At 34.7% G+C, this 21,465-nt stretch carries 24 protein-coding genes and 1 riboswitch; of the genes, 3 read left to right on the forward strand and 21 right to left on the reverse strand.

Annotation, left to right across the window (positions count from 1 at the left end; genetic code table 11):
* Positions 1-436: 436 nt before the first annotated feature.
* Positions 437-1,000 (forward strand): TMEM165/GDT1 family protein, encoded by a 564-nt coding sequence (locus HNR52_RS00005; protein ID WP_013787893.1) that lies wholly within the window; start codon positions 437-439, stop codon positions 998-1,000.
* A gap of 64 nt (positions 1,001-1,064) precedes the next feature.
* On the opposite strand, the gene HNR52_RS00010 is transcribed toward HNR52_RS00005, so the two are convergent.
* The 17 genes from HNR52_RS00010 to HNR52_RS00090 all read right to left on the reverse strand — a co-directional run bounded on the left by HNR52_RS00010 (position 1,065) and on the right by HNR52_RS00090 (position 17,179).
* Positions 1,065-1,889 carry a cell wall hydrolase gene (locus HNR52_RS00010; RefSeq protein ID WP_435619327.1) on the reverse strand — a complete coding sequence of 275 codons (825 nt, stop codon included), beginning with the start codon at positions 1,887-1,889 and terminating at the stop codon, positions 1,065-1,067.
* Positions 1,890-2,018, reverse strand: a riboswitch (cyclic di-AMP (ydaO/yuaA leader).
* Positions 2,019-2,075: 57 nt separating this feature from the next.
* Entirely contained in the window at positions 2,076-2,222 is a 147-nt protein-coding gene (locus HNR52_RS00015; RefSeq protein ID WP_013787891.1) for a hypothetical protein, read from the reverse strand.
* An 89-nt stretch (positions 2,223-2,311) separates the two neighbouring features.
* Positions 2,312-3,682: a sensor histidine kinase gene (locus HNR52_RS00020; RefSeq protein ID WP_435619328.1), complete on the reverse strand. Its 1,371-nt coding sequence runs from the start codon at positions 3,680-3,682 to the stop codon at positions 2,312-2,314.
* Positions 3,672-4,358: a response regulator transcription factor gene (locus tag HNR52_RS00025; RefSeq protein WP_435619329.1), complete on the reverse strand. Its 687-nt coding sequence runs from the start codon at positions 4,356-4,358 to the stop codon at positions 3,672-3,674. The genes HNR52_RS00020 and HNR52_RS00025 overlap by 11 nt, the downstream gene beginning before the upstream one ends.
* Positions 4,359-4,376: 18 nt before the next feature.
* Complete coding sequence (gene aroA / locus HNR52_RS00030; RefSeq protein WP_013787888.1) at positions 4,377-5,648, reverse strand: 3-phosphoshikimate 1-carboxyvinyltransferase; 1,272 nt, start codon at positions 5,646-5,648, stop codon at positions 4,377-4,379.
* A 23-nt stretch (positions 5,649-5,671) separates the two neighbouring features.
* A complete protein-coding gene (locus tag HNR52_RS00035; protein ID WP_435619330.1) occupies positions 5,672-6,517 on the reverse strand; it encodes a prephenate dehydrogenase in 846 nt (281 codons plus the stop codon).
* Complete coding sequence (aroF, locus tag HNR52_RS00040) at positions 6,514-7,530, reverse strand: 3-deoxy-7-phosphoheptulonate synthase (protein ID WP_435619331.1); 1,017 nt, start codon at positions 7,528-7,530, stop codon at positions 6,514-6,516. The genes HNR52_RS00035 and aroF overlap by 4 nt, the downstream gene beginning before the upstream one ends.
* 24 nt (positions 7,531-7,554) lie before the next feature.
* Positions 7,555-8,379 carry a prephenate dehydratase gene (gene pheA / locus HNR52_RS00045; RefSeq protein ID WP_435619332.1) on the reverse strand — a complete coding sequence of 275 codons (825 nt, stop codon included), beginning with the start codon at positions 8,377-8,379 and terminating at the stop codon, positions 7,555-7,557.
* A gap of 72 nt (positions 8,380-8,451) precedes the next feature.
* On the reverse strand, positions 8,452-9,522 hold the full coding sequence (gene aroB / locus HNR52_RS00050; RefSeq protein WP_435619333.1) for a 3-dehydroquinate synthase: 1,071 nt from the start codon (positions 9,520-9,522) through the stop codon (positions 8,452-8,454).
* 159 nt (positions 9,523-9,681) lie between these two features.
* Entirely contained in the window at positions 9,682-10,557 is an 876-nt protein-coding gene (gene sdaAA / locus HNR52_RS00055) for an L-serine ammonia-lyase, iron-sulfur-dependent, subunit alpha (RefSeq protein WP_435619416.1), read from the reverse strand.
* A gap of 20 nt (positions 10,558-10,577) precedes the next feature.
* The gene (gene sdaAB, locus HNR52_RS00060; RefSeq protein WP_435619417.1) at positions 10,578-11,264 is read right to left on the reverse strand and encodes an L-serine ammonia-lyase, iron-sulfur-dependent subunit beta; all 687 of its coding nucleotides are present in this window, start codon (positions 11,262-11,264) and stop codon (positions 10,578-10,580) included.
* Positions 11,264-13,063 carry an oligoendopeptidase F gene (gene pepF, locus HNR52_RS00065; protein WP_435619334.1) on the reverse strand — a complete coding sequence of 600 codons (1,800 nt, stop codon included), beginning with the start codon at positions 13,061-13,063 and terminating at the stop codon, positions 11,264-11,266. The genes sdaAB and pepF overlap by 1 nt, the downstream gene beginning before the upstream one ends.
* Before the next feature lie 13 nt (positions 13,064-13,076).
* The gene (locus HNR52_RS00070) at positions 13,077-13,304 is read right to left on the reverse strand and encodes a hypothetical protein (protein ID WP_013787880.1); all 228 of its coding nucleotides are present in this window, start codon (positions 13,302-13,304) and stop codon (positions 13,077-13,079) included.
* On the reverse strand, positions 13,301-13,930 hold the full coding sequence (locus HNR52_RS00075; protein ID WP_435619335.1) for a cyclase family protein: 630 nt from the start codon (positions 13,928-13,930) through the stop codon (positions 13,301-13,303). The genes HNR52_RS00070 and HNR52_RS00075 overlap by 4 nt, the downstream gene beginning before the upstream one ends.
* Positions 13,917-15,395 (reverse strand): glucose-6-phosphate dehydrogenase, encoded by a 1,479-nt coding sequence (gene zwf / locus HNR52_RS00080; protein ID WP_435619336.1) that lies wholly within the window; start codon positions 15,393-15,395, stop codon positions 13,917-13,919. Before zwf ends, HNR52_RS00075 begins: the two co-directional genes overlap by 14 nt.
* Positions 15,396-15,625: 230 nt before the next feature.
* A complete protein-coding gene (locus HNR52_RS00085; RefSeq protein WP_435619337.1) occupies positions 15,626-15,937 on the reverse strand; it encodes a hypothetical protein in 312 nt (103 codons plus the stop codon).
* A gap of 63 nt (positions 15,938-16,000) precedes the next feature.
* Complete coding sequence (locus tag HNR52_RS00090) at positions 16,001-17,179, reverse strand: FprA family A-type flavoprotein (protein ID WP_435619338.1); 1,179 nt, start codon at positions 17,177-17,179, stop codon at positions 16,001-16,003.
* 113 nt (positions 17,180-17,292) lie between these two features.
* Between HNR52_RS00090 and HNR52_RS00095 the strand changes: the two genes are divergently transcribed.
* Positions 17,293-18,648, forward strand: coding sequence for a hypothetical protein (locus HNR52_RS00095; RefSeq protein WP_435619339.1), 1,356 nt, complete (start codon positions 17,293-17,295; stop codon positions 18,646-18,648).
* Positions 18,649-18,676: 28 nt separating this feature from the next.
* Here HNR52_RS00095 and sspI read toward each other — a convergent pair whose 3' ends face one another.
* Together sspI and HNR52_RS00105 are read right to left on the reverse strand one after the other, a co-directional pair.
* The gene (gene sspI, locus HNR52_RS00100) at positions 18,677-18,877 is read right to left on the reverse strand and encodes a small acid-soluble spore protein SspI (protein ID WP_013787874.1); all 201 of its coding nucleotides are present in this window, start codon (positions 18,875-18,877) and stop codon (positions 18,677-18,679) included.
* 75 nt (positions 18,878-18,952) lie between these two features.
* The gene (locus HNR52_RS00105; protein WP_435619340.1) at positions 18,953-19,225 is read right to left on the reverse strand and encodes a pro-sigmaK processing inhibitor BofA family protein; all 273 of its coding nucleotides are present in this window, start codon (positions 19,223-19,225) and stop codon (positions 18,953-18,955) included.
* 143 nt (positions 19,226-19,368) lie between these two features.
* Here HNR52_RS00105 and HNR52_RS00110 point away from each other — a divergent pair, with 143 nt between their 5' ends.
* On the forward strand, positions 19,369-20,175 hold the full coding sequence (locus tag HNR52_RS00110) for an undecaprenyl-diphosphate phosphatase (protein ID WP_085112139.1): 807 nt from the start codon (positions 19,369-19,371) through the stop codon (positions 20,173-20,175).
* Positions 20,176-20,213: 38 nt separating this feature from the next.
* On the opposite strand, the gene HNR52_RS00115 is transcribed toward HNR52_RS00110, so the two are convergent.
* Positions 20,214-20,735, reverse strand: coding sequence for an O-acetyl-ADP-ribose deacetylase (locus tag HNR52_RS00115; RefSeq protein WP_085112140.1), 522 nt, complete (start codon positions 20,733-20,735; stop codon positions 20,214-20,216).
* Between the two features lie 66 nt (positions 20,736-20,801).
* Positions 20,802-21,452, reverse strand: a complete 651-nt coding sequence (locus HNR52_RS00120; RefSeq protein ID WP_435619341.1) for an ABC transporter substrate-binding protein — start codon at positions 21,450-21,452, stop codon at positions 20,802-20,804.
* Positions 21,453-21,465: the final 13 nt, after the last annotated feature.

Below are 21,465 nucleotides of genomic sequence, written 5' to 3' on the forward strand. Positions count from 1 at the left end.
GCGCCCAACATAAAATCACCTCAATAACAAGTAGTATGGTAAAAACACCATCCATTTCGATTATTGGGGCAATTTAAAAAAGTCAAGATAGAATGCAACCATATATGTTAAATAAAGGGAAATATAAAGAAAAAATCTTACAATGTAAATAAAGATGTAAATGAATTGGAAATCGAAAAAGGATTTCAGAATGAAATTTTGGGGGATAAATTTAAAAGATGTCTCCTGAAATTCAGATATATCAGGCAACAGAAGTTGCCGAGAATATTCATCTATGTAAAGGGGAGTAGTTCACATATATAAATATGTGGCAAAGTCAACATGCTGGTTTTAACCTGGCTTTGCCTTAAAGAATGAGACCTTTACGTAATATGTTGCACATATTATGTAATAGGTTTTATTTTTTCGGCATACTAATTACAAGGAGGCAGATTTGATGAATGCTTTAATATCGTCTTTTATTCTCGTTTTTGCATCTGAAATGGGCGACAAGTCACAGTTTATGGCTATGGCATTTGCCACATTTATAAAAGCCAGAACTGTCTTAATTAGCATATTGATCGCTGCCCTTTTAAATATGGGTATTGCAGTTTTGTTTGGCTCATTTATTACAGAGTACATACCGATAAAATACGTGAAGCTATTGGCTGCCATATCTTTTTTAATTTTCGGGTTGATTACATTAAAAAATGGCCATGAAGGACATGAAAAAATCAGAAAATCCAAATACGGTCCGGTTTTCACCATAATAAGTACATATTTTATTTCGGAATTTGGAGATAAGACACAGCTTTCGACATTAGCACTTACTGCCACATACAAAAATCCTGTATTTGTTTTATTAGGCGCTACTGCAGGAATTTTTATGGCCGATGTCATCGGAATCGTATTGGGAGTTTATTTAGGTAAGAAATTGCCGACAAGGCTTTTACACTACATATCAGCGATCATTTTTATAATATTTGGCTTTATCACTTTGTACGAAGCAAAAACATTATAAAAGCAAAATGGATACCTTTCGGTATCCATTTTGCTCCTCTTAGCCTCTCAATTTTGCATAATCTTTATCTTGCATAAGAAAATACCATATTTCCAACTCTCAATGCAACTGGCAATGACCAAAGCCACTGGTTAGTATTGCTGTCGTCAAAGTAATAAAGTGCACCGTTTGTAGGATCTACACCGTTTAAGGCATCCCTTGCAGCACTTATTGAGTCTGGTGTGGCAGGTAGATTTATCCAGCCATTTTCAACAGGCGTAAATTGATAGTAGCCATTGCTATCGACTTGATATATTACACCCTTTATGGAGTTAGGAAATATACCACTTTTTACCCTATTCACTATCACGGCACCGACAGCAACTTTAGCTTGATACGATTCACCACCAGCTTCTGCATTTATAAGCCTTGATAGAAGATCCAAATCAGCATTTGTGTATGAAATAACACCTCTTTGGACAGAACTCCTGTTTGTAGTTACATCGCTTCTTATACTTGAAGAAGTTGATGGTGTACCAGACGTCGATGCTGGTATGACAAAAACTTGACCTGGATAAATCATATCGCCTGTTAAACCATTTACATTTTTTAAAGCATCTACAGTAGTACCATACTTCATGGCAATTAAGTATAAACTATCGCCTTTTTGGACTGTATATGTGTTGTCACTGCCAGGTACAACTAATACTTGCCCCGGATATATTACTGTATTACTGATATTGTTAAGCTTCATTATTTGATTGTATGTTGTACCATAATTTAAGCCTATTTTATATAGGCTATCACCAGGCTTCACAGTATATGTTGCCGCAAATGCCGTCTGAGAAAATAAAAGAGCCGCTGCTAATGATGCAATGAGAGGCTTTACCTTAATACATTTTTTTAACATAAAAAATCCCCCTTTTGCCTCCGAGGTTAGTTGACGGGTTCGGGCAAAGGGCCGCCCTACCACTTAAGTGGATTCACCCCAAAAAAAGATCCCCCGTACCCCTTTTCGGGGATTCGGCATATTTTACTTTAATTATAAGGGGAATGCTTGTATATGTCCATATTAAACTGATGGGAATATAGGTAATTAGTGGCATTCACTGTAACCGCAAAATGGACAGTAAATACATCCGCTTTCAGGAACTAACTGAGCCCCACAATCAGGGCATTTATATTCCTTAGAAGAATTTTTTGCCTCCATCTGCTGATTCTTCGTCGCTTCTTTTTGCAACATTTATACCCTCCAATATATAGTGATTTTATAAATATATTATACCATATATTGTGTAGTATGTCACTAAAAATAAATAACAACCCCATCTATCAAATTTTGGGAATTGTTATTTTAAATTCGGATCCTTCATTTAACTTGCTTTTTACTTCAATACTTCCACCATGCAGCTCAACAATAAGTTTTGCAATAGATAGTCCTAAACCCATTCCACCAGTTTCTTTGCTTCTTGCTTTGTCAACCCTGTAAAATCTGTCAAATATATAAGGAATCTCTTCTTCAGGTATTCCAATGCCGTCGTCTTTAATTATTACGGCTACATTATTATCTGCTTCTTCTGCATAAAATTTTATGTTGCCGTCAATATCTGTATATTTTAATGCATTATCGAGAATTATTCTTAATAGCTCCTTTATAAGGTTCCTATCTGCATACACTTCCAAATTTTTATCGCAAAAAATTTCAATGTTTTTCCCATTAAAAATCACTTTAGCATCCCTGACTATTTCTGCAATCAATTCATAAACATTAAATAATTTCTTATTTATATTAAGCGTCTTGTTATCTCCTCTTGCCAGCATTAAAAGCCTTTCAATCAATATCTCCATTTCTTGCTCTTCTTTTTTTAAAGCGCCTATAGACTCTTCCAGCACATCTTTGTTGTCTTTCCCCCATCTGTCTATAAGTTCTATATATCCTTTCAAGATAGACAAAGGTGTCCTAAGCTCATGGGAAACATTTGATATAAATGCATTCTGCCTTTTAAAATAGTCTTCCAACCTATCCAGCATGTCATTAAATGTAGCAGCGAGCTTAGACAGTTCATCATTATTTCCACTAATGCTCAATCTTTTATTTAATTTTTTCTCGTCGATTGCATGAACTTCTCTCACCATATAATCAACAGGCCTTAATGCTCTACCCGTTATAAAATATCCTGCAAAAAAAGACACCAAAACTCCAATGACATCGGAAACAGCCATCATAACAAACAAAAGCTTTAAGAAAAAATACTGATTTTTTAAATCTTCATAAACCTGAATATAAAAAAATTTATTCCCAAAAGTATACTTTCTGTTTATATATGCTATATGTGTCTCATTTTTTTCTATTTTTGTAGGTACATTTATATTTTTATCATATGGTATATCAATCAAATGCGGTGAAGACACGTACACAATTTTCCCATGCGAATCCACAATCTTTAAATACATATTTTCACCTATTGACGATCCGAAAAGTAAATCTTTGTCTACACTTGTTATTATGCCATCAACCTCTTTTAGCTTTTCGACTATAACATCTGATTGATTTTGTATATCGTCAAACGCTTGATATACAAGGTAATATTTGAGACCGTATAACACAGATGCATTAAGCACTATTAAAATAAATGAAAATATGATAGCATAAAGCAAAGCAATCCTCAACTTTATTGACGACTTAAAACTTTTAATTCTCATTTTTTTCTTTCCTTAAAGAGTATCCTACACCTCTTATCGTCTGTATCAACTTATTATCAAACGGTTCATCAATTTTACTTCGCAAATACCTTATGTACACATCTACTATGTTTGTCTCACCAATATAATTGTAGCCCCATACATTCTCCAGTATGTTTTCCCTTGTAAGCACTATTTCAGAGTTTATAATCAAATATTTCAAAAGCTCAAACTCTTTTTTCGTCAGCTCTATCTTTATTCCGTCTCTTTTTACTTCGTATGTAGACAAATCCATTGTTATCCCATCATATACCAATTTATTAGCATTTGACTTTGCATTTTTTCTAAGGACATTTCGTATTCTCGCCATAAATTCTTCAATTGAAAACGGCTTAGTCAGATAATCATCAGCACCTATATCAAGCCCAAATACCTTGTCTTTTACCTCATCTTTTGCACTTAAAATTATTACAGGCGTCGATGATTTTTTTCGTAGTTCTCTCAATACTGAAAAACCATCCAAACCTGGAAGCATCAAGTCTAAGATTATCAAATCGTAATTTCCATCTAAAGCCTCTCTTAAGCCACTATTGCCGCTATATTCTAATGTTACACTATAACCTTCATGTTCAAGCTCTATCTGTAAAAACCTTGCAATTCTTTTCTCATCTTCAATTATGAGTATGCTTTCTTCCATTAAAATCACCAATTTTTATTATAGCACATTAAGTACGCTATAAAAATCAGGAAATGAAATATTCACACATTCTGCATTTTTTATTTTTGTACTGCCATCAGCTTTTAGAGCAGCAATGCTTAATGACATAGCAACTCTATGATCGTTGTAGCTGTCAACCGTAGCACCATGCAGTGTTTCTTTACCATGGATTATCATACCGTCATTTGTAGCTTCTATATCAGCACCCATTTTTCTCAATTGGCTTACCATGGTGTCTATGCGATTGCTTTCTTTTACTTTTAGTTCTTCAGCATCTTTTATAACTGTAGTACCATCAGCGTATGCTGCCGCTACAGCAATAACCGGTATCTCATCAATCAACCTCGGTATAATCTCACCACCTATATCAATCCCCTTTAAATGCGAAGATTTTACTACTATGTCCGCTACAGGTTCATTGTTAACGACTTTCTCCTCTATTATTTCAACATTGCCACCCATTTTATTCAGCACATCTATTATTCCTGTTCGCGTGTTGTTTATATTTACATTTTTTATCAATATTTCTGAATTAGGTAATATGCTGGCTGCTACCATAAAATACGCAGCAGAAGATATGTCGCCAGGAACCAATACTTCGCACCCATGCAGTTTTTCCACAGGATGGCATATCACCTTATTGTCATAAGACTCAAAATTTCCGCCAAAGTAATTAAGCATAAGTTCGCTGTGATTTCTGGACAAATATGGTTCCTCAATTGTCGTAACGTCCTGTGCATACAAACTTGCCAGCATTATGCATGATTTTACTTGAGCACTGGAAACTTCTGTTTTGTAGTTAATCCCCTTAAGTGTATTGCCTTTTATGGTAATAGGTGCATAATTATCATAAACCGCTGTTATTTTCGCTCCCATCATTGATAGCGGCTGTATTATTCGTTTCATAGGCCTTTTTCTTAAAGACTCATCACCGGTTATAGTAGATGCAAATTTCTGACCAGCTAAAATACCTGATAAAAGGCGCATCGTTGTACCAGAGTTTCCTGCATCTAAAACATCAAGGCTTTCATTCAGATACATGCCATTTCCTTTAACATATACATCATCATTAACTATTTCTATCTCCACACCTAACTTTCTCATGCAATTTATCGTCGAAAAGCAATCTTCACTTTTTAAGAAACCTTTCACAACAGTATCGCCAACAGCAATAGAGCCAAACATTATGGCTCTATGAGATATAGATTTATCTCCAGGAACATTCACTACACCTTTTAGATGGCTTTTTTTAGAAATTTCTACCTCCATAAAATATTCATTCCTTTCCAAAGTCAAGAAGCTATGCTTTTTCTGATTTCTCTTGCTGTATCAAAAAATTCACACAGTGACTTTATATCGTCACAATCAAGGCTAAATAAAAATTCGTTTAAAAGATTTTCATAATCTATTATCAGCTTTTTTATCACATCTTTGTTATTCAAAATAATATCCTTCCACATCTCAGTCTGGGACATCGATATTCTCGTAGAGTCTTTAAAACCGCCAGCAGCGAATCTTATGGCATCTGCATCTTCTCTATATGCAAAATTAGTCAGAGCCGCCGATAAAATATGCGGCACATGGCTCACAATACCTACTATCCTATCATGTGAATAGCTATCTACGAATATAGGGTTAGCACCAATTTTTTTAATGATTTCATTGATGAAAATCTCTACAACACTGTCAGGTGTTCGTTCATCAGGAATTATAAAATAATTGCTTCCCAAAAAGAGTTCAGAACTGCTTGAGGAAAATCCGCACTTTTCAGAGCCTGTCATAGGATGACCGCCTATAAAGAATTTATCTTTCGGCAATATACCATTTACCACATCCATTATCGTTTTTTTTGTACTTCCGACATCAGTTATCACACAGCCATCTTTTAAGTGCGGAAGTATTTCTTCTATGCAATTTATGACTATGCCAACAGGAGTGCATACAAATACTATGTCTGCGTCTATTGGTTTATCAATTTCTTTAAAACCTTCATCAATTATACCTTCCCTTAAAGCTTCGTCGATATAATCATCTTTCACGTCTACACCTATTATACCTAAACTTGTATATTTTCTTATAGCTTTCGCCAAAGAGCCACCTATAAGTCCCAATCCTATGATCGCTACTTTTTTGATCATTTAAAATCACGTCCTACAGCATTTGCTATATCAGATATTTCTTCTGTCAAAACTCTAAATTCATCTGGCGTCAATGACTGCGCACCATCTGATAAAGCATTTTTAGGATCTGGATGGACTTCAATTATAAGGCCATCTGCCCCAGCAGCTATTGCAGCTTTCGCCATTGGATTTACTAAAAAAGATTTTCCTGTTCCATGGCTCGGATCGACTATTATTGGCAAGTGACTTAGTCTTTTTACAACAGGTACCGCACTTAAATCAAGGGTATTTCTCGTGTACTGTTCGAATGTCCTTATTCCTCTTTCACAAAGTATCACATTTTTGTTGCCTTCGTTTAAAATGTATTCAGCAGCATTAAGCCATTCTTCTATTGTGGCTGCAATGCCTCTCTTTAAAAGAACAGGCATATTAGACTTACCAACTTCTTTAAGCAGCGAAAAGTTTTGCATGTTTCTCGCGCCGATTTGCAATACATCTGCATATTTAGCTACAATTTCTACGGAATAGACATCCATAACCTCCGTAACTATTTTTAAACCTGTATACTTTTTAGCTTCATATAACATCTCAAGTCCTTCTTTTTCAAGTCCTTGAAAAGAATATGGAGATGTGCGAGGCTTATATGCACCACCTCGTAAAAATTTAGCGCCAAACATCTTGACTGCTTTTGCACTTTCAAAAAGTTGTTCTTTGCTTTCAACAGCACAGGGACCAGCCATTATGACTACACTTTTACCACCAACTTGGACACCGTCTACATCTACAATTGTAGATACAGGATTAAATGTACGACTTGCAAGTTTATAAGACTCAACTATAGGTATGACTTTCTCAACACCTTCCATAAGCTCAACATTTTTATCTTTAAGCTTTTTTTTGTCGCCAATCACACCTATTACTACTCGTTCTTCTCCTTTAGAAATGTGTGGTTTTAAATCAAGAGATAATAAAAGATTTGATACATCAGAGATTTGCTTTTCTGTAGCACTTGGCCTCATAACAATTACCATTTAAAAATCCTCCATTCTACCGTTTTACAAGTATTTAGGATATGAACCTAACACCTTTAAAAACTCCGTTTTACCCATCAACACACCTAATATTTTATTAATGCGATTATCGCATCTATGACCTTCAATGTCAACCCAAAACACGTATTCGCCCATATTCTTTCTGGAAGGCCTTGATTCAATCTTGGTCATATTCACGTTTTCTCTGGCAAACACCTCTAATATCTTATAAAGACTTCCCGGCTCATTTGGAACAGAAAATATTAGAGATGTCTTATCGTTTCCTGTGTATTCGCAATCACTTGAGCCAAGAACGACAAACCTCGTAAAATTATTTTTCACATCTTGTATGTCTTTATCGATTATTTGCGCTCCATAAATTTCTGCGGCCCCGGCATTTCCTATTGCTGCAGCATACGCCTTATTCTTTATTTCCGAAACAGCTTTTGCCGTACTATCTGCAGTTACAATTTCAGCATTTGGCAAGTTTCTCCTGATATAGTTTCTACACTGAGCAAGTGCCTGTGGATGAGAGATTACAAGCTTTATTTCATCAAGCTCCAGATTTTTGTCAGCGATAAGACAATGAGATATAGGAATGACTATCTCTCTTTTTATTTTAAGACCATCAGCATCATTTATAAGCATATCCAATGTGACATTTACAGTGCCTTCTATAGAGTTTTCTATCGGAACTAATCCCTCATCATCTTTATTAATACACAACATTGTAATGATGTCTGGAATTGTCTTTAATTCCTTAATGCAGTATCCTCGTTTTTGACTAATATAAAATATAAGAGCTTGTTCAGAAAATGTCCCTTTCGGTCCAAGATAGTAAATGTTCATGCCACACCCCCTTTAACTATTTTCTTGATATTTTAATACTCTATTCTGCTAAAGTCAAGAAAATTTCTTTTATTACTTCAATACATTCAATATTTCATCTTCTAAAACATCGAAGACTTCAGCGTTGCCATATCCTATTGGCAGGACAAACTTCATTTTGCCCTCTCTGTTTTTCTTATCATGCTTTATGCACTTAACTATTTCATACTTGTCTATATTGCCGTAATCAACAGGAAGACCACATGAAATCAGCAAATTTTTGATGCGCAAAATATAACTTTCGTCGATATACTTTCTGTTTAAGGCGATTTTAGCAGCATAATACATTCCAATGGCAACAGCTTCACCATGAATGTACTTTTTGTACCGCGTAATTGATTCTAAAGCATGTCCTATAGTATGCCCATAGTTTAAAATGGCTCTTATATTATTTTCTTTTTCATCTTTTGATACAACGTCACTTTTTATCTCACATGATCTTTTAATCAAATATCTCATCATATCATCATCTAAATTTAATATTTTCTCCAAATTGGTTTCAAAGAAATTAAGCAGTGATTCATCTTTAATTATGCCGTACTTTATTATCTCCGAAATTCCTCCTAACACCTCCCTTTTGTTAAGGGTTTTCAATACACTTGTATCAATGAAAACAGCCTTTGGCTGATAAAATGAGCCAACAATGTTTTTCCCCTCATCTAAATTTACTCCAACCTTGCCTCCCACACTGCTGTCAACTTGCGCTAATAGAGTGGTCGGAATCTGTATGAAGTCTATACCCCTCATGTACAATGCAGCTACAAGACCAGCTATATCGCCTACAACTCCTCCGCCTAATGCTATCACAGCACTATCCCTCAATAATCCAAAGTCGAAACACTCTTCCATCAAACGCTTTACTGTGTCTAAATTTTTACTTTCTTCACCAGCTTTTATAACTAAGTGACTTACGACAAATCCATCTTTTGATAAAGCGTCTTCAGCGTTTTGAAGATATATATTTGACACATTTGAATCAGTTATTATGATTGCCCTTCCACTTCTCAAGTGGTTTCTCAAATACAGCCCAATATCACTTAAAATTCCATTTGAGATGTAAATAGGATATGAATAATTTTTTAAATTTACGTTGACGATTTCCATTGAATCAATCCCCTTTAACTTTGTATTAAAAGCAATATATATGCATATATTATAATAGAAAATTAAATAAATTTAAACAGTTCTGCCTCTTATAGAGGTAATTACCGATTAAAAATCGGTTTTTTAAAAGGCTTTACGAATAACTCGTAAAGCCTTTTTCTATTCTCTAATATTCATTTTCAGCTTAATGCCGGTTGCAGTCTTGGCAAGCCCACCTTCAGCCGTCTCTCTAAGTGCACAAGGCATAGCTTTTCCTACACTGTCCATTGCACTTACAACTTCATCAAAAGGAATGATGCTTTTCATGCCAGATAAAGCCAAATCAGCGCAAATCAAAGCATTTGCAGCACCAATTGCATTTCGCGTGACACATGGAACCTCCACTAACCCTGCTACAGGATCACATACAAGTCCCAAAAGATTCATAATGGCAAAAGACGCTGCATTTAAGGCCTCGTCAGGAGATCCACCCATCAATTCAACTAAAGCAGCGGCAGCCATAGCCGACGCTGATCCCACTTCAGCCTGACATCCTCCTTCTGCACCTGAAAGCGTAGCATTTTTCGCAATTATTATTCCAATTCCAGATGATGTAAACAAAGATTTTATCAATTCATCATCATTTTTGCCAAATTTCCTTGCAATAGTTATCAGCGCTCCCGGAATGACGCCACTGGAACCAGCAGTAGGTGCTGCAACAATTTTGCCCATCGCTGCATTCACTTCTGATACTGCAATAGCCGATGCAACAGCCTTTGAAACTGTTTCACCGCTTATTGTAAAATTATTAATTATTTTATCGTACAATCTTTTTGCATCTCCGCCGATAAAACCACCTACAGATTTTACATCTTCTTTTAAGCCTCTTTCGATAGATTTTCTCATCACGTCAAGATTCGATGACATCTTTTCTATTATTACATCTCTATCATCGCCAGTCATCTCATGCTCATAATTTATCACAACTTCCGATATAGGAATGCTATATTTTTTTGTAAGCTCCAGTAATTCAAATCCACTACTAAACTGATACAACTTCTTCACCTCAGTACATTTTATTTATGCTTTATCACACTGTCTACAACTATAGCTTTCTCTATTCCATTAATATGCTCTATTCTTATTCGCACATCTTCTGGTATGGTTTGGTCTGATTCAATCACCATAATAGCCATATCGCCCTTTAACTGCCTGTACACCCTCATAAAAGCTATATTTATCATATGCTCAGATAAGACCTTTGTCACCATTGCTATGATACCAGGTTTGTCAATATGCTTTGTAATAAGCGTCTCGTACTCTCCTGTAAACTCCACATTCATGCCGTTAATTTCTTTAAGCACAACATTACCTCCGCCTATTGACGAACCCAATACTTCAATAACATCACCTGATTTGTTTTTTATGACCATTCTAACTGTATTAGGATGCGACGCATCCTTATCGCTTTTTACAAACGAAAATGATATGTTTTGCTCTTTTGCCAATTCAAAAGAATTAGGCAGCCTTTCATCATCTGGATCAAGTCCTATAATTCCTGCGACAAGCGCTTTGTCAGTGCCGTGACCTTTGTATGTGTTTGCAAAAGAATCGTACAGTACAAACTGCACTTCTTTTACATCATCACCTGCTATTTGTCTGGCTATCTTTGCCAACCGTGCAGCTCCTGCTGTATGTGAACTGCTGGGACCAATCATGACAGGTCCCATTATATCAAAAACACTGTACTCTCTCAAATTCATCACCTGTCCAAAAGTCTTTCCATTTCATCTAACACATTCTCAAATACAGTTAAAGCATCTAAAACCGGCTTCTTTGTTGTAAGATCTACACCAGCTTTTTTTAAGATATTAAGTGGATAATCTGAACCACCGCTTTTTAAAAATTCTATATATCTTTTTACCGCAGCATCCCCCTCATTTAAAATCATCTGCGACAACGCAACAGCAGCGGAAAATCCTGTAGCATATTTGTAGACATAAAAGCTTGAATAAAAATGCGGTATCCTTTCCCATTCATAATCAATCTCATCGTCTACTATTATATCATTTCCGTAATAAAATTGATTAAGTTCATGATACTTTTTACACAATTTTTCTGCAGTCAGCGCCTCGCCTTTCTCAGCTTCTTCATGAGTATACTTTTCAAATTCAGCAAACATAACCTGTCTAAATATTGTTCCTTTAAACTGTTCAAGATAATGGTTTAATAAATACAACTTCTCGCTTTTGTCTCTTGCATTTTTTAAAAGGTAGTCTATTAAAATAGATTCATTGCAAGTAGATGCGACTTCTGCAACAAATATCTTATAGTGAGAATTGATGTATTTCTGAGCTTTGTCAGAATAATACGTATGAAGCGAATGCTCCATCTCATGAGCTATGGTGAAAACATCATCCAATTTACCTTGAAAATTCAGAAGCACAAATGGATGCACGCCATAAGTTCCCCATGAATACGCTCCAGATGTCTTGCCTCTATTCTCATAGACATCTATCCAACGGCTATCAAAGCCTTCCCTTAAGATGCTTACGTACTCATTTCCCAACGGCTCTAAAGCTTTTAGCACTATGTCTTTGGCTTCTTCGTATTCATATTCTTTGTCAAAGTCAGCAACTAATGGCACATAAAGATCGTACATATGCAGCTCATCAAGGTTCAACATTCTTTTCCTAAGAGAAACATATCTGTGTAATAAATTAATCTTTTCATGTATAGCCTCTATCAAATTGTCGTAAACAGATACAGGGACATTGTCATCAAAAAGCGAAGCTTCCAAAGATGTACTATAATTTCTTATCTTAGAATAAAATACATCTTTCTTAACATTGGAATCTGTCATAGCTGCATACGTATTAGCAAAATTTTTATATACACTGTAAAGTGATTCAAAAGACTTCTTTCTAACATTCCTGTCTTTACTGCTTATGAACCTAATATAATTCCCATGCGTCAGCTCCACTAAATCCCCGTCTTCATCTTCAATAGAAGGAAATCTAATGTCAGCATTATCCAGCATTTTGAATATATTCTCAGGAGAGTGTGCCATGACTTCACTTTCTGCCAATATCATCTCTTCTTTGTCTGAAAGGGTATGGGGCTTATACCTTAGTAAATCTTCTAAAAAATGCCTGTAATCTATGAAATCAGCATTTTCTTCAATACAACTTTTTAAGATTTTTTCATCCATCGATAAAATCTCTGGAGCAATAAAAGAAGTTGCACTGGATGCTTCAATATTAATTCTCATAGCTTTATCTGTCAATGCTTGATATTTTCCATTGCTATTGTCTTCATCTCTCTTCATCCTGGCATACACAAAAAGCTTCTCTATGATCATCTGCAAAGCATCATTTAGCTTAAGAACATTTAAAAGGGATTCTGAATCTTTAATCTTACCTTTAAAGTCAGACAACTGCCTTATGATTTTCTTGGCTTTGTCAAAATCGTCATTCCACTCTTTATCGCTTTCATATATGTCTTCCAGTTTCCACTTGTACTTGTCGTCAATGTCCTTTCGATCTTTAAACTTCTTATCCATATTAACCTCCAAATTAGATACTTTCTTTAAATTTTAATTTTTTAATCATGTGTTTTTTATTTAAAGCATTTTTAAAAGCATCTGAATAATTTTGCCCCATTTTATAGTTTTCAACAAATTCCAACATTGTACTTTCACCGTATTTGTCTATAAGCATAGACGATATTTCATGGATACTGTCTAAATCAACCTCAGAATTGCCAACAATACAATTTCCTATATTGTACATGTTGACTTTCATTTTTTATCGTCCTCTATCAAAAGCGCTCTAGTAGGAGCAGCTTCTGCACCATCTACTTTTAAAGGAGCAGCAATCAATGTATATTTTCCTTCACTTACGTCTTTTAATCTTAATCCCTCAAGTATAGTTATTCCGTTTCCAAGTAAAGTTTTATGGGTTTCGTGGTTTGGCTGTGCTCTTTCTATTCCAAGTCCATCTGTTCCAACTCCTATTACTTTCTTTTCCTTCAAATACTCAGCTCCGCTTGCATCTAAGAAAACGAAATTAAAGTTGAAACTATCTTCATAAGAATTTTTAGTCTTTAAAAGTACAAATTCTCCACTTTCTATTTCTTTCTCTTTCAAATCTTCTGCAGTAATTCTGTCCTCAACATTTGTAAAATCAAGCACTTTACACTTAACGACGGACTTAGAAATATCAAAGTTTTCAATGGTATCTCCGCCTTCTATCATGTGAAGAGGTGCATCAAAATGAGTACCTGTGTGCATATCCATACATATCCTGGATTCATGCACGCTGTCATTGGGAAAATCGCTGGTGACAATCAATTCAGGTTTTTTCTCTGGTTTGTTCTTGTAAACCTGCATATTCTTATTGATATTCATCGAAACATCATACATTTTCATCGTAAAAACCTCCTATATTCCACCACTTAAAATTATCTCTAAGAAGCAATTCATCAGCATCATAAGGTCCCCATGTTCCTGGTTTGTAGTTGGGAAACTCTGGTTTATTGTTCTTCCAGACCTCAGCTATTTTGTCTACATATCTCCATGAATACTCAACTTCATCCCATCTTGTAAAAAGAGTAGAATCACCTCGCAGCGCGTCGTAAATCAATCTTTCATAAGCTTCTGGGGAATTCATACCAACTTGACAATTTTGGCAAAAATCCATTCGCACCGGTATCACCTTATTTAAAGTACCAGGTCTTTTTGCATTAAACTGCAAAAAGACGCCTTCTTCAGGTTGTATCTTAATGACTAACAAGTCTGGCATAAGTCCACCGTACTCTTTAAAGTACAAAACGCCTGGGAGAGGTTTAAACTGTATTACTATTTCAGTGGATTTTACTGGCAATTTTTTACCTGTTCTTATGTAGAAAGGTACACCGGCCCATCTAAAATTGTCCACAAAGACTTTAAGTGCAGCAAATGTCTCTGTATCGGAATCAGGCGATACTCTATCCTCGTTCCTATAGCCTTCATATTGACCTCTAACTGCATTTTTCAATACAAGATCCGGCGTCAACTCCTTAAGAGATTTTAACACCTTCACTTTTTCATCATGGATAGAATCAGTAGTAAGATCAATAGGCGGCTCCATGGCAGTCAGCGTCAAAAGCTGCAACATATGATTTTGAATCATGTCTCTTAGCGCACCAGCTTTTTCATAATATCCACCTCTATTTTCTACACCAACCATCTCGCTGGAGGATATCTGAACATTGTCTATATATTTGTTGTTCCAAACTGGCTCAAAAAACACATTGGCAAACCTGATTACCATTATGTTTTGCAACATTTCTTTGCCTAAATAATGGTCTATGCGATACGTGTTTTTCTCAGTAAAAACATCAGTTATCTTTTTGTTTAAATAAACTGCAGAATTCAGATCCTTGCCAAATGGTTTTTCTATCATGACTCTTTGCCACGACTTTTCATTCTCCGCCATTCCATGTTGATGCAACTTTTCAACAATGAGTTCAAAATACTCAGGAGCTACTGCCAAGTAATAAATTCTATTTCCATTTGTTTGATATTTATCATCAAGCGCTCTCAAAAAATCTTTAAGTTTTGAGTATCCATAGTCATCATGAAACTCAAACTTTTGATAGTATATTCTATCTCTTAAATTTTTCCAAAGCTCATCATCTATTTTAATTCTCGAAAATTTCTTAATAGATTCATAAACTTCATTGCGATAAATTTCATCCGTCTTATCACGCCTTCCAACTGAAACGACGCAAAAATTTTCTGGAAGGCTTTTGTCATAAAGCAAATTGTAAACAGCGGGCATCAACTTTCTATGAGTTAAGTCTCCTGTGCCACCAAAAATAACCATAACACTGGATATATTATCTGTTCCCATAATATCACCTTCTTTCATTTAATGTCTTAAATTTTAACCATTTCTATACATTATAATAACTCAGAAACAGAATTTTTTAAAATAACTTTCATAAAAATTTCAGCCATTAATAATTATTATTTATTAATATATTTTTCTTAATAGATATTATACTACTTTTTTATAATTATTGAAATAAAGAAACGTCAATAATCATCTTAAAATGAAAAAAATAGGAGCATTAAAGCTCCTTACCGTATAGTTAAATACACATTCAACAATCTTTTTATTTCATCACACACACCTTTGTCAATCTGTATCATTATGTTGTTGCCGTCTATCTTATATTCAAAGCCAGAATATCCTTTGTTTAGTAAATACTCCTTTACTGCATTAATACCACCATCGCCGTTTGCAACAAGCACTTTTTTACCCACGAAGTCACCATTGACGTACACATTTAATGCATCCTGTGATTTCTTTAAAAGTAAATCTTCTTCATAAGTTGTCATAGCACTAATAATGCCAGGAGCTATGGTATTTTGTCCGTTTAAATTAATCATGAAATCACCTCACAGGATATTCTATACACAAATTTGCTATTATATTCTTCTATGATACATTAATTATTTGATGTTTGCTTCTTTATGTTTTTCAACTATAGTTTCTGCCAATTTATCTAAAAGCTTATAATCTTCTTCTTTTGGTAGACCTTTTATAAATACTGGCGGTATCACTTCAACTTTTAAATTCGTGATCATGCTGGACAATTGGTCAATAGTTTTTCCGCCCCAACTGTATGATCCAACAATTGATAAAAATTTAGTTTTTGGCTTTAAGGCATTTGCGAGATATGTAGCATAAATCACCTGTGGATGTGCCCCAGCCAAAACCGTCGGGGTACCTACGACTATTGTGGCAGCGTCAACTAATGACATAGCAAGTTCACCTAAATCCGTAACTGTCAAATCAAACGGTTTTACAACGACACCTTTTTGCGAAAGCACAGCAGTCAAATAATCCACCATTGCTTTAACAGAGCCATGCATTGTAACATAAGGTATAACAACTATATTCTTCGGTTCGTCGTATACCCAGCTATTGTACGCATCAAAAATAAATTGTGGTTTATTGTAAACCGGACCGTGAGAAGGTGCTATGTAATCTATTTTTAAATCTTTTATCTTTTCAAGATTCTTTGCTATAAAGCTTCTAAAAGGCATCATTATTTCTGCATAGTATCGCTTTGCAGAATTATAAACATGGCATTCATCTTCTGCAAAAAGCTTCGATGTAGCTAAATGTGAACCTAAAAAATCACATGTAAAGAGGATATTGTCTTCTTCAAGATATGTAAACATGGTCTCAGGCCAATGTACCCACGGGGCATGAATAAACCTAAGAGTCTTTCCTCCAAGAGATACAGTTTCATTGTCTTCTACAGTTATTATCTTGTCTTCAGAAATATGTAAAAGATCCATTAAAAAGGCCTTTGCTTTCGGAGTGCATATGACTTTTGCATCAGGATACTTTTCTAAAACAAAAGGAATTCCACCAGAATGGTCCTGTTCAGAATGATTTGATACAATATAGTCTATCTTTTGTACATCTTTCAATTGATCCATAAGCACTTCTATTTTCATAGGATCAACTGTGTCTATCAAAGCTATCTTTTCACTGCCTTCTATTAGATAAGCGTTATAGCTTGTCCCGTCAGGAAGTGGAATAAGAGAGTCAAACAATCTTCTTTCAAAATGTACTGCACCAATTTTTGTTACACCGTCTTTAAGCTTCATTGGTTTCATTTTAACTACCTCCTTACCAAATATTTTATCATATTTTTAATAATTTTGCCAAACTCAACGCAAAATATGTAATTGAAACGAGTAAATAAAAACGCAAAAAATGAGGTGTTACAATGGTAAATATAACAACAACACATATTGTCTATTTAATTTCAATATTTGTAATATTTTTATTCATGGTCTTCCGAAAAGACATAATTTTGCCTTGCATTGCAGGCATATTTGCCGTAGCAATGTCACAGACTAAAAACATATTGAAATCTATTGAAATTTTGTATTCTTCTGTATTTGTATCCGGAAAAGAGCTTTGGCAGGTAATACTTATCATATCTCTGATTATTGCCATGTCACACGCACTTGATGATATAGGCGCAGATGTTGTCATAACAAAGCCATTATTGAGATTTCTAAGCTCTCCAAGTAAAACATTTTGGATCGTCGGCATAGTGATGATGGTTTTATCTTTTTTCTTGTGGCCATCACCTGCTGTTGGTTTAATAGGTGCTGTCTTAATCGGGCCTGTTTTGAAATCAGGCTTTGATGAATTGAGTTTTGCATCTTTAGTAACCATATTCGGCTTTGGAGCTGCTTTGTCAGGAGATTTTTTTATACAAGGTGTCCCATCTGTAATAGCTAAAACATTAGGAATACCTACATCAAAATTAATTTTAAGTAGCATACCAGTATGGGGTGTAACATCTCTTGCAACAATAATTTTCTTTTATTTTGTTACGATGAAAAAGTTAAAAAATAATAGAGGTAATAAAAAAATTTACGGAAGCAATTCAAGTGAAAAGAAAATATATAAAGAAAGTTACATTATTTCATTTGTCGCTGTACTCTTTTTTGCCATCGATACTTTTTTAATGTACATTTTAAAAATCAAAGGAAATGCAGCGACGGCATTGATCGGCGGCACTGCAATAATCGTGCTTATAGCATCAACAATCGTACAAAAAGATTTCTTAAATAAGACAAGAGACTACTTGAAAAATGGTTTCTTGTCTGGAATCAAAACATTTGCTCCAATAATATTGATAAGTGCTTTTTTCTTTTTAGGAGAGTTGACAACTGCAAAAGAGGTCATAGGTCCAGATGCGAAAGGATATCTCATGGATCTCGGCATATACCTTTCAAAGCACATTCCTTTAAATAAATACACTGTAGCATTAATGCAGCTTTTGATAGGAATACTGACAGGGCTATCAGGCTCAGGATTTTCTGGACTACCTTTGGTAGGTGCACTTTCTAAAACTTTTGCCCATACACTTAATATAAATTCATCAATATTAGCTTCATTAGGTGAAATAACCTGTATATGGGTTGGTGGTGGCACCATAATACCTTGGAGCGTAGTACCTGTAACTGCAGTCATTAAGGTGGATCCTGATGCAATAGTCAAAAGAAATCTGCTTCCAGTAATCATAGGTTTGACTTGCGGCTACATAGCGACAGTATTGCTACTATAATCATAAAGGGTATCAACTAAGATACCCTTTATGATATTCCTCTCATTATGTAATCCATCACGTTGTTTTTCTCATTATCATTCATTTTCTCCCATGCTGCTTCAAAAATTATGCCAAGACCAGGTATGGCATTCTCCTCCTTTGCATCAACAGCTTCTTGTATAAATCCTTTAATATCGTCCCTTGAACGACTTTTTAAATTATCAAGGATAATCTTTCTTATATCCATTTCAATACCTCCTTCGTACTTATTATTCCAAATCAAATCAACAATATTAGTCATAAAAAAATAACCCCAATAGGGTTAAAAAGAAATTTTAAATAGATACTTTAAAATCAACAATACAACTATTCCTGGTATACCAAAAACACCTGCAACAAAGGCATTTACTATGTTTAAATGCAATGTTAAGCCAAAAATCGAGCCAAAAAAATTAAAAATCAAAAGAAAAATATAGCCAATTATAGAATTTACGACAAATTTAAAAAGTATTTTTATAGACTTTCCAAAAAGCCAAACGACAAACGCAAGTATTATGATTCCTATTGCAAACGAAAAAAAGCCTGGCAAAAGCACAAAACCACCTCACAACACAATTATACACCTATTATATCATATTAAAAATAGATTAGAACACATAAAGACATGTTGAATTAAACTTAAAGTTAATATAAAATTAAATAGTGTTTAACAAATAAATAGTAAGGAGTCGGTATCTTATGATTCTTTTAATCAAAGCATTTATACTTGGTATCGTAGAAGGCTTGACTGAATTTCTGCCTGTATCTTCAACAGGCCATCTGATCATCGTTGGTGATTTATTAAACTTTAAAGGTGCCTATGCCACAATGTTTGAAGTGGTCATACAACTAGGTGCTATACTTGCCATCGTATATTATTACAGAGAAAAAATATGGAATTCTCTTAAAAATTTAGCACCTAATAAATGGGGATTCAGATTATGGCTTAAGATCGTCATTGCTTTCATTCCATCAGCAATTTTAGGACTTCTGCTAAATGATTTTATCGATAAACATTTATTCTCACCTTTTACAGTATCAATAGCACTTGTGATAGGTGCAATAATGATGATTATTGTAGAAAACGCATTTTCCAACTATAAAATCGATGACATGGATAAAGTAACTCCCAAAAAGTCGTTTTGGATTGGAGTTGCACAATGTATGTCCCTATTCCCCGGCATGTCAAGATCGGCATCGACGATTATGGGTGGAATGATGGCAGGACTATCAGTAAAGGCCGCTGCAGAGTTTTCATTTTTCCTGGCTATACCGACAATGTTTGGTGCTACAGTCGTATCACTTCATAAAGGAATAGCCACAATGACATCTATAGAGTGGGAAGCTTTAGCAGTAGGTTTTATAATGTCATTTATCGTTGCCTTGATAGTTGTCGACAAATTTCTGTCATACCTTAAAAGTCATCCATTAAGACCTTTCGCTTACTACAGATTGATAGTAGGAATAATCATGATAGGACTTGTGTTGACAAACATAGTAAAATAAGAATTTTTTAGCAGGCCAATATCTGGTCTGCTTTTAATTTATAATTCATCATAAGCCTTTGAATATACATCATAATCATTATCACTATAAAGGACAAATCTCACTTCTTTGATTTGACTTTTGTCAAGATAATCAGATACTGCCCTTAAAGCAATTTTTGCAGCCCTTTCAACAGGAAATCCATAAGCGCCTGTGCTTATAGACGGAAAGGCAATTGTCTTTAAATTGTATTTATCAGCTATTTTCAAACTCTCTATGTATGCGCTGGCTAATAAGTTGTCTTCGTCATTATTCCCATCTTTCCAAATTGGCCCAACTGCGTGTATAACGTAGCTTGCTTTTAGATTACCTCCGTGTGTTATTACAGCTTTTCCGGTTGGACAACCACCTTCTCTATCTCTTATTTCTCTACATTCTTCATCTATGACTTTCCCGCCAGCTCTATGTATAGCACCATCTACACCGCCACCACCTAAAAGGCCAGAATTGGCAGCATTTACAATTGCATCAACCTCTTGCTCTGTTATATCACCTTTAAGAAGCTTTATTTTTTCTTTCACACTATCACCTCGTCAATATTCACAATAAGCAAGTTTTGAAAATACATTCATAGTATACATGAAAAACTACTTTATATCAAGAAGCCATTTAAGGAATTTTACTGACAAGTCTTTGTTTTTAGAATTAGATAGCACAGCAATTATATTGTCATGATAATCATATCCAATCCCATCTAAATATTTATTATCTTTGTCGAGATAAATGCCATATGTGCCAGCTTTGACATCTTTTGAAGCAGGAAGTTTCTCTGTATCCAATCCACTTAAATCAAGATTTTTTACAGTGTCAAGATTTAAAAATGCTCCTTGATTTCCTAATGCATAGAAATTATCCTTATCAAGCGCTATAACATCCACTTCTTCAGCAGAGATCTTAACCATAAGTTTTTGTACAGATGTGGGATCAAGCTGAAATTTTTCGTCACTGCCTTTTGTCAACATGTAAAATTCAACTAATGCTTGATTTTTCCCTTTATCAGTTCCTAAAAGTTCTTTTGTTATGGTATTCTGGAAATTCATCTCCTTATCAAAATTTATCGATGTTCCTATCATTGAGAAGTCAAATACGTAATTTTTGTTTGTCAAAATTGAATTGACAAATGATGCAACTATAGCTACAACGATAATCCCCACTATTATGTGTATCTTATAATAATCCCAAATGTACTCTATCTTTTCTTTTAATCTCATATCTTTCATCCACTTGTTTGATTTCATACCATGTCCTCCT

Source organism: Thermoanaerobacterium thermosulfurigenes (genome assembly GCF_051201035.1).
GTDB classification, from domain to species: Bacteria; Bacillota; Thermoanaerobacteria; order Thermoanaerobacterales; family Thermoanaerobacteraceae; genus Thermoanaerobacterium; species Thermoanaerobacterium thermosulfurigenes.

Coding starts and splice junctions, on each gene's coding strand:
- HNR52_RS00005 (WP_013787893.1), top strand. CDS start 437: ATGAATGCTTTAATATCGTCTTTTATTCTCGTTTTTGCATCTGAAATG.
- HNR52_RS00010 (WP_435619327.1), bottom strand. CDS start 1,889: ATGTTAAAAAAATGTATTAAGGTAAAGCCTCTCATTGCATCATTAGCA.
- HNR52_RS00015 (WP_013787891.1), bottom strand. CDS start 2,222: ATGTTGCAAAAAGAAGCGACGAAGAATCAGCAGATGGAGGCAAAAAAT.
- HNR52_RS00020 (WP_435619328.1), bottom strand. CDS start 3,682: ATGAGAATTAAAAGTTTTAAGTCGTCAATAAAGTTGAGGATTGCTTTG.
- HNR52_RS00025 (WP_435619329.1), bottom strand. CDS start 4,358: ATGGAAGAAAGCATACTCATAATTGAAGATGAGAAAAGAATTGCAAGG.
- aroA (WP_013787888.1), bottom strand. CDS start 5,648: ATGGAGGTAGAAATTTCTAAAAAAAGCCATCTAAAAGGTGTAGTGAAT.
- HNR52_RS00035 (WP_435619330.1), bottom strand. CDS start 6,517: ATGATCAAAAAAGTAGCGATCATAGGATTGGGACTTATAGGTGGCTCT.
- aroF (WP_435619331.1), bottom strand. CDS start 7,530: ATGGTAATTGTTATGAGGCCAAGTGCTACAGAAAAGCAAATCTCTGAT.
- pheA (WP_435619332.1), bottom strand. CDS start 8,379: ATGAACATTTACTATCTTGGACCGAAAGGGACATTTTCTGAACAAGCT.
- aroB (WP_435619333.1), bottom strand. CDS start 9,522: ATGGAAATCGTCAACGTAAATTTAAAAAATTATTCATATCCTATTTAC.
- sdaAB (WP_435619417.1), bottom strand. CDS start 11,264: ATGAATTTGAGAGAGTACAGTGTTTTTGATATAATGGGACCTGTCATG.
- pepF (WP_435619334.1), bottom strand. CDS start 13,063: ATGGATAAGAAGTTTAAAGATCGAAAGGACATTGACGACAAGTACAAG.
- HNR52_RS00070 (WP_013787880.1), bottom strand. CDS start 13,304: ATGAAAGTCAACATGTACAATATAGGAAATTGTATTGTTGGCAATTCT.
- HNR52_RS00075 (WP_435619335.1), bottom strand. CDS start 13,930: ATGAAAATGTATGATGTTTCGATGAATATCAATAAGAATATGCAGGTT.
- zwf (WP_435619336.1), bottom strand. CDS start 15,395: ATGGGAACAGATAATATATCCAGTGTTATGGTTATTTTTGGTGGCACA.
- HNR52_RS00085 (WP_435619337.1), bottom strand. CDS start 15,937: ATGATTAATTTAAACGGACAAAATACCATAGCTCCTGGCATTATTAGT.
- HNR52_RS00090 (WP_435619338.1), bottom strand. CDS start 17,179: ATGAAACCAATGAAGCTTAAAGACGGTGTAACAAAAATTGGTGCAGTA.
- HNR52_RS00095 (WP_435619339.1), top strand. CDS start 17,293: ATGGTAAATATAACAACAACACATATTGTCTATTTAATTTCAATATTT.
- sspI (WP_013787874.1), bottom strand. CDS start 18,877: ATGGATATAAGAAAGATTATCCTTGATAATTTAAAAAGTCGTTCAAGG.
- HNR52_RS00110 (WP_085112139.1), top strand. CDS start 19,369: ATGATTCTTTTAATCAAAGCATTTATACTTGGTATCGTAGAAGGCTTG.
- HNR52_RS00120 (WP_435619341.1), bottom strand. CDS start 21,452: ATGAAATCAAACAAGTGGATGAAAGATATGAGATTAAAAGAAAAGATA.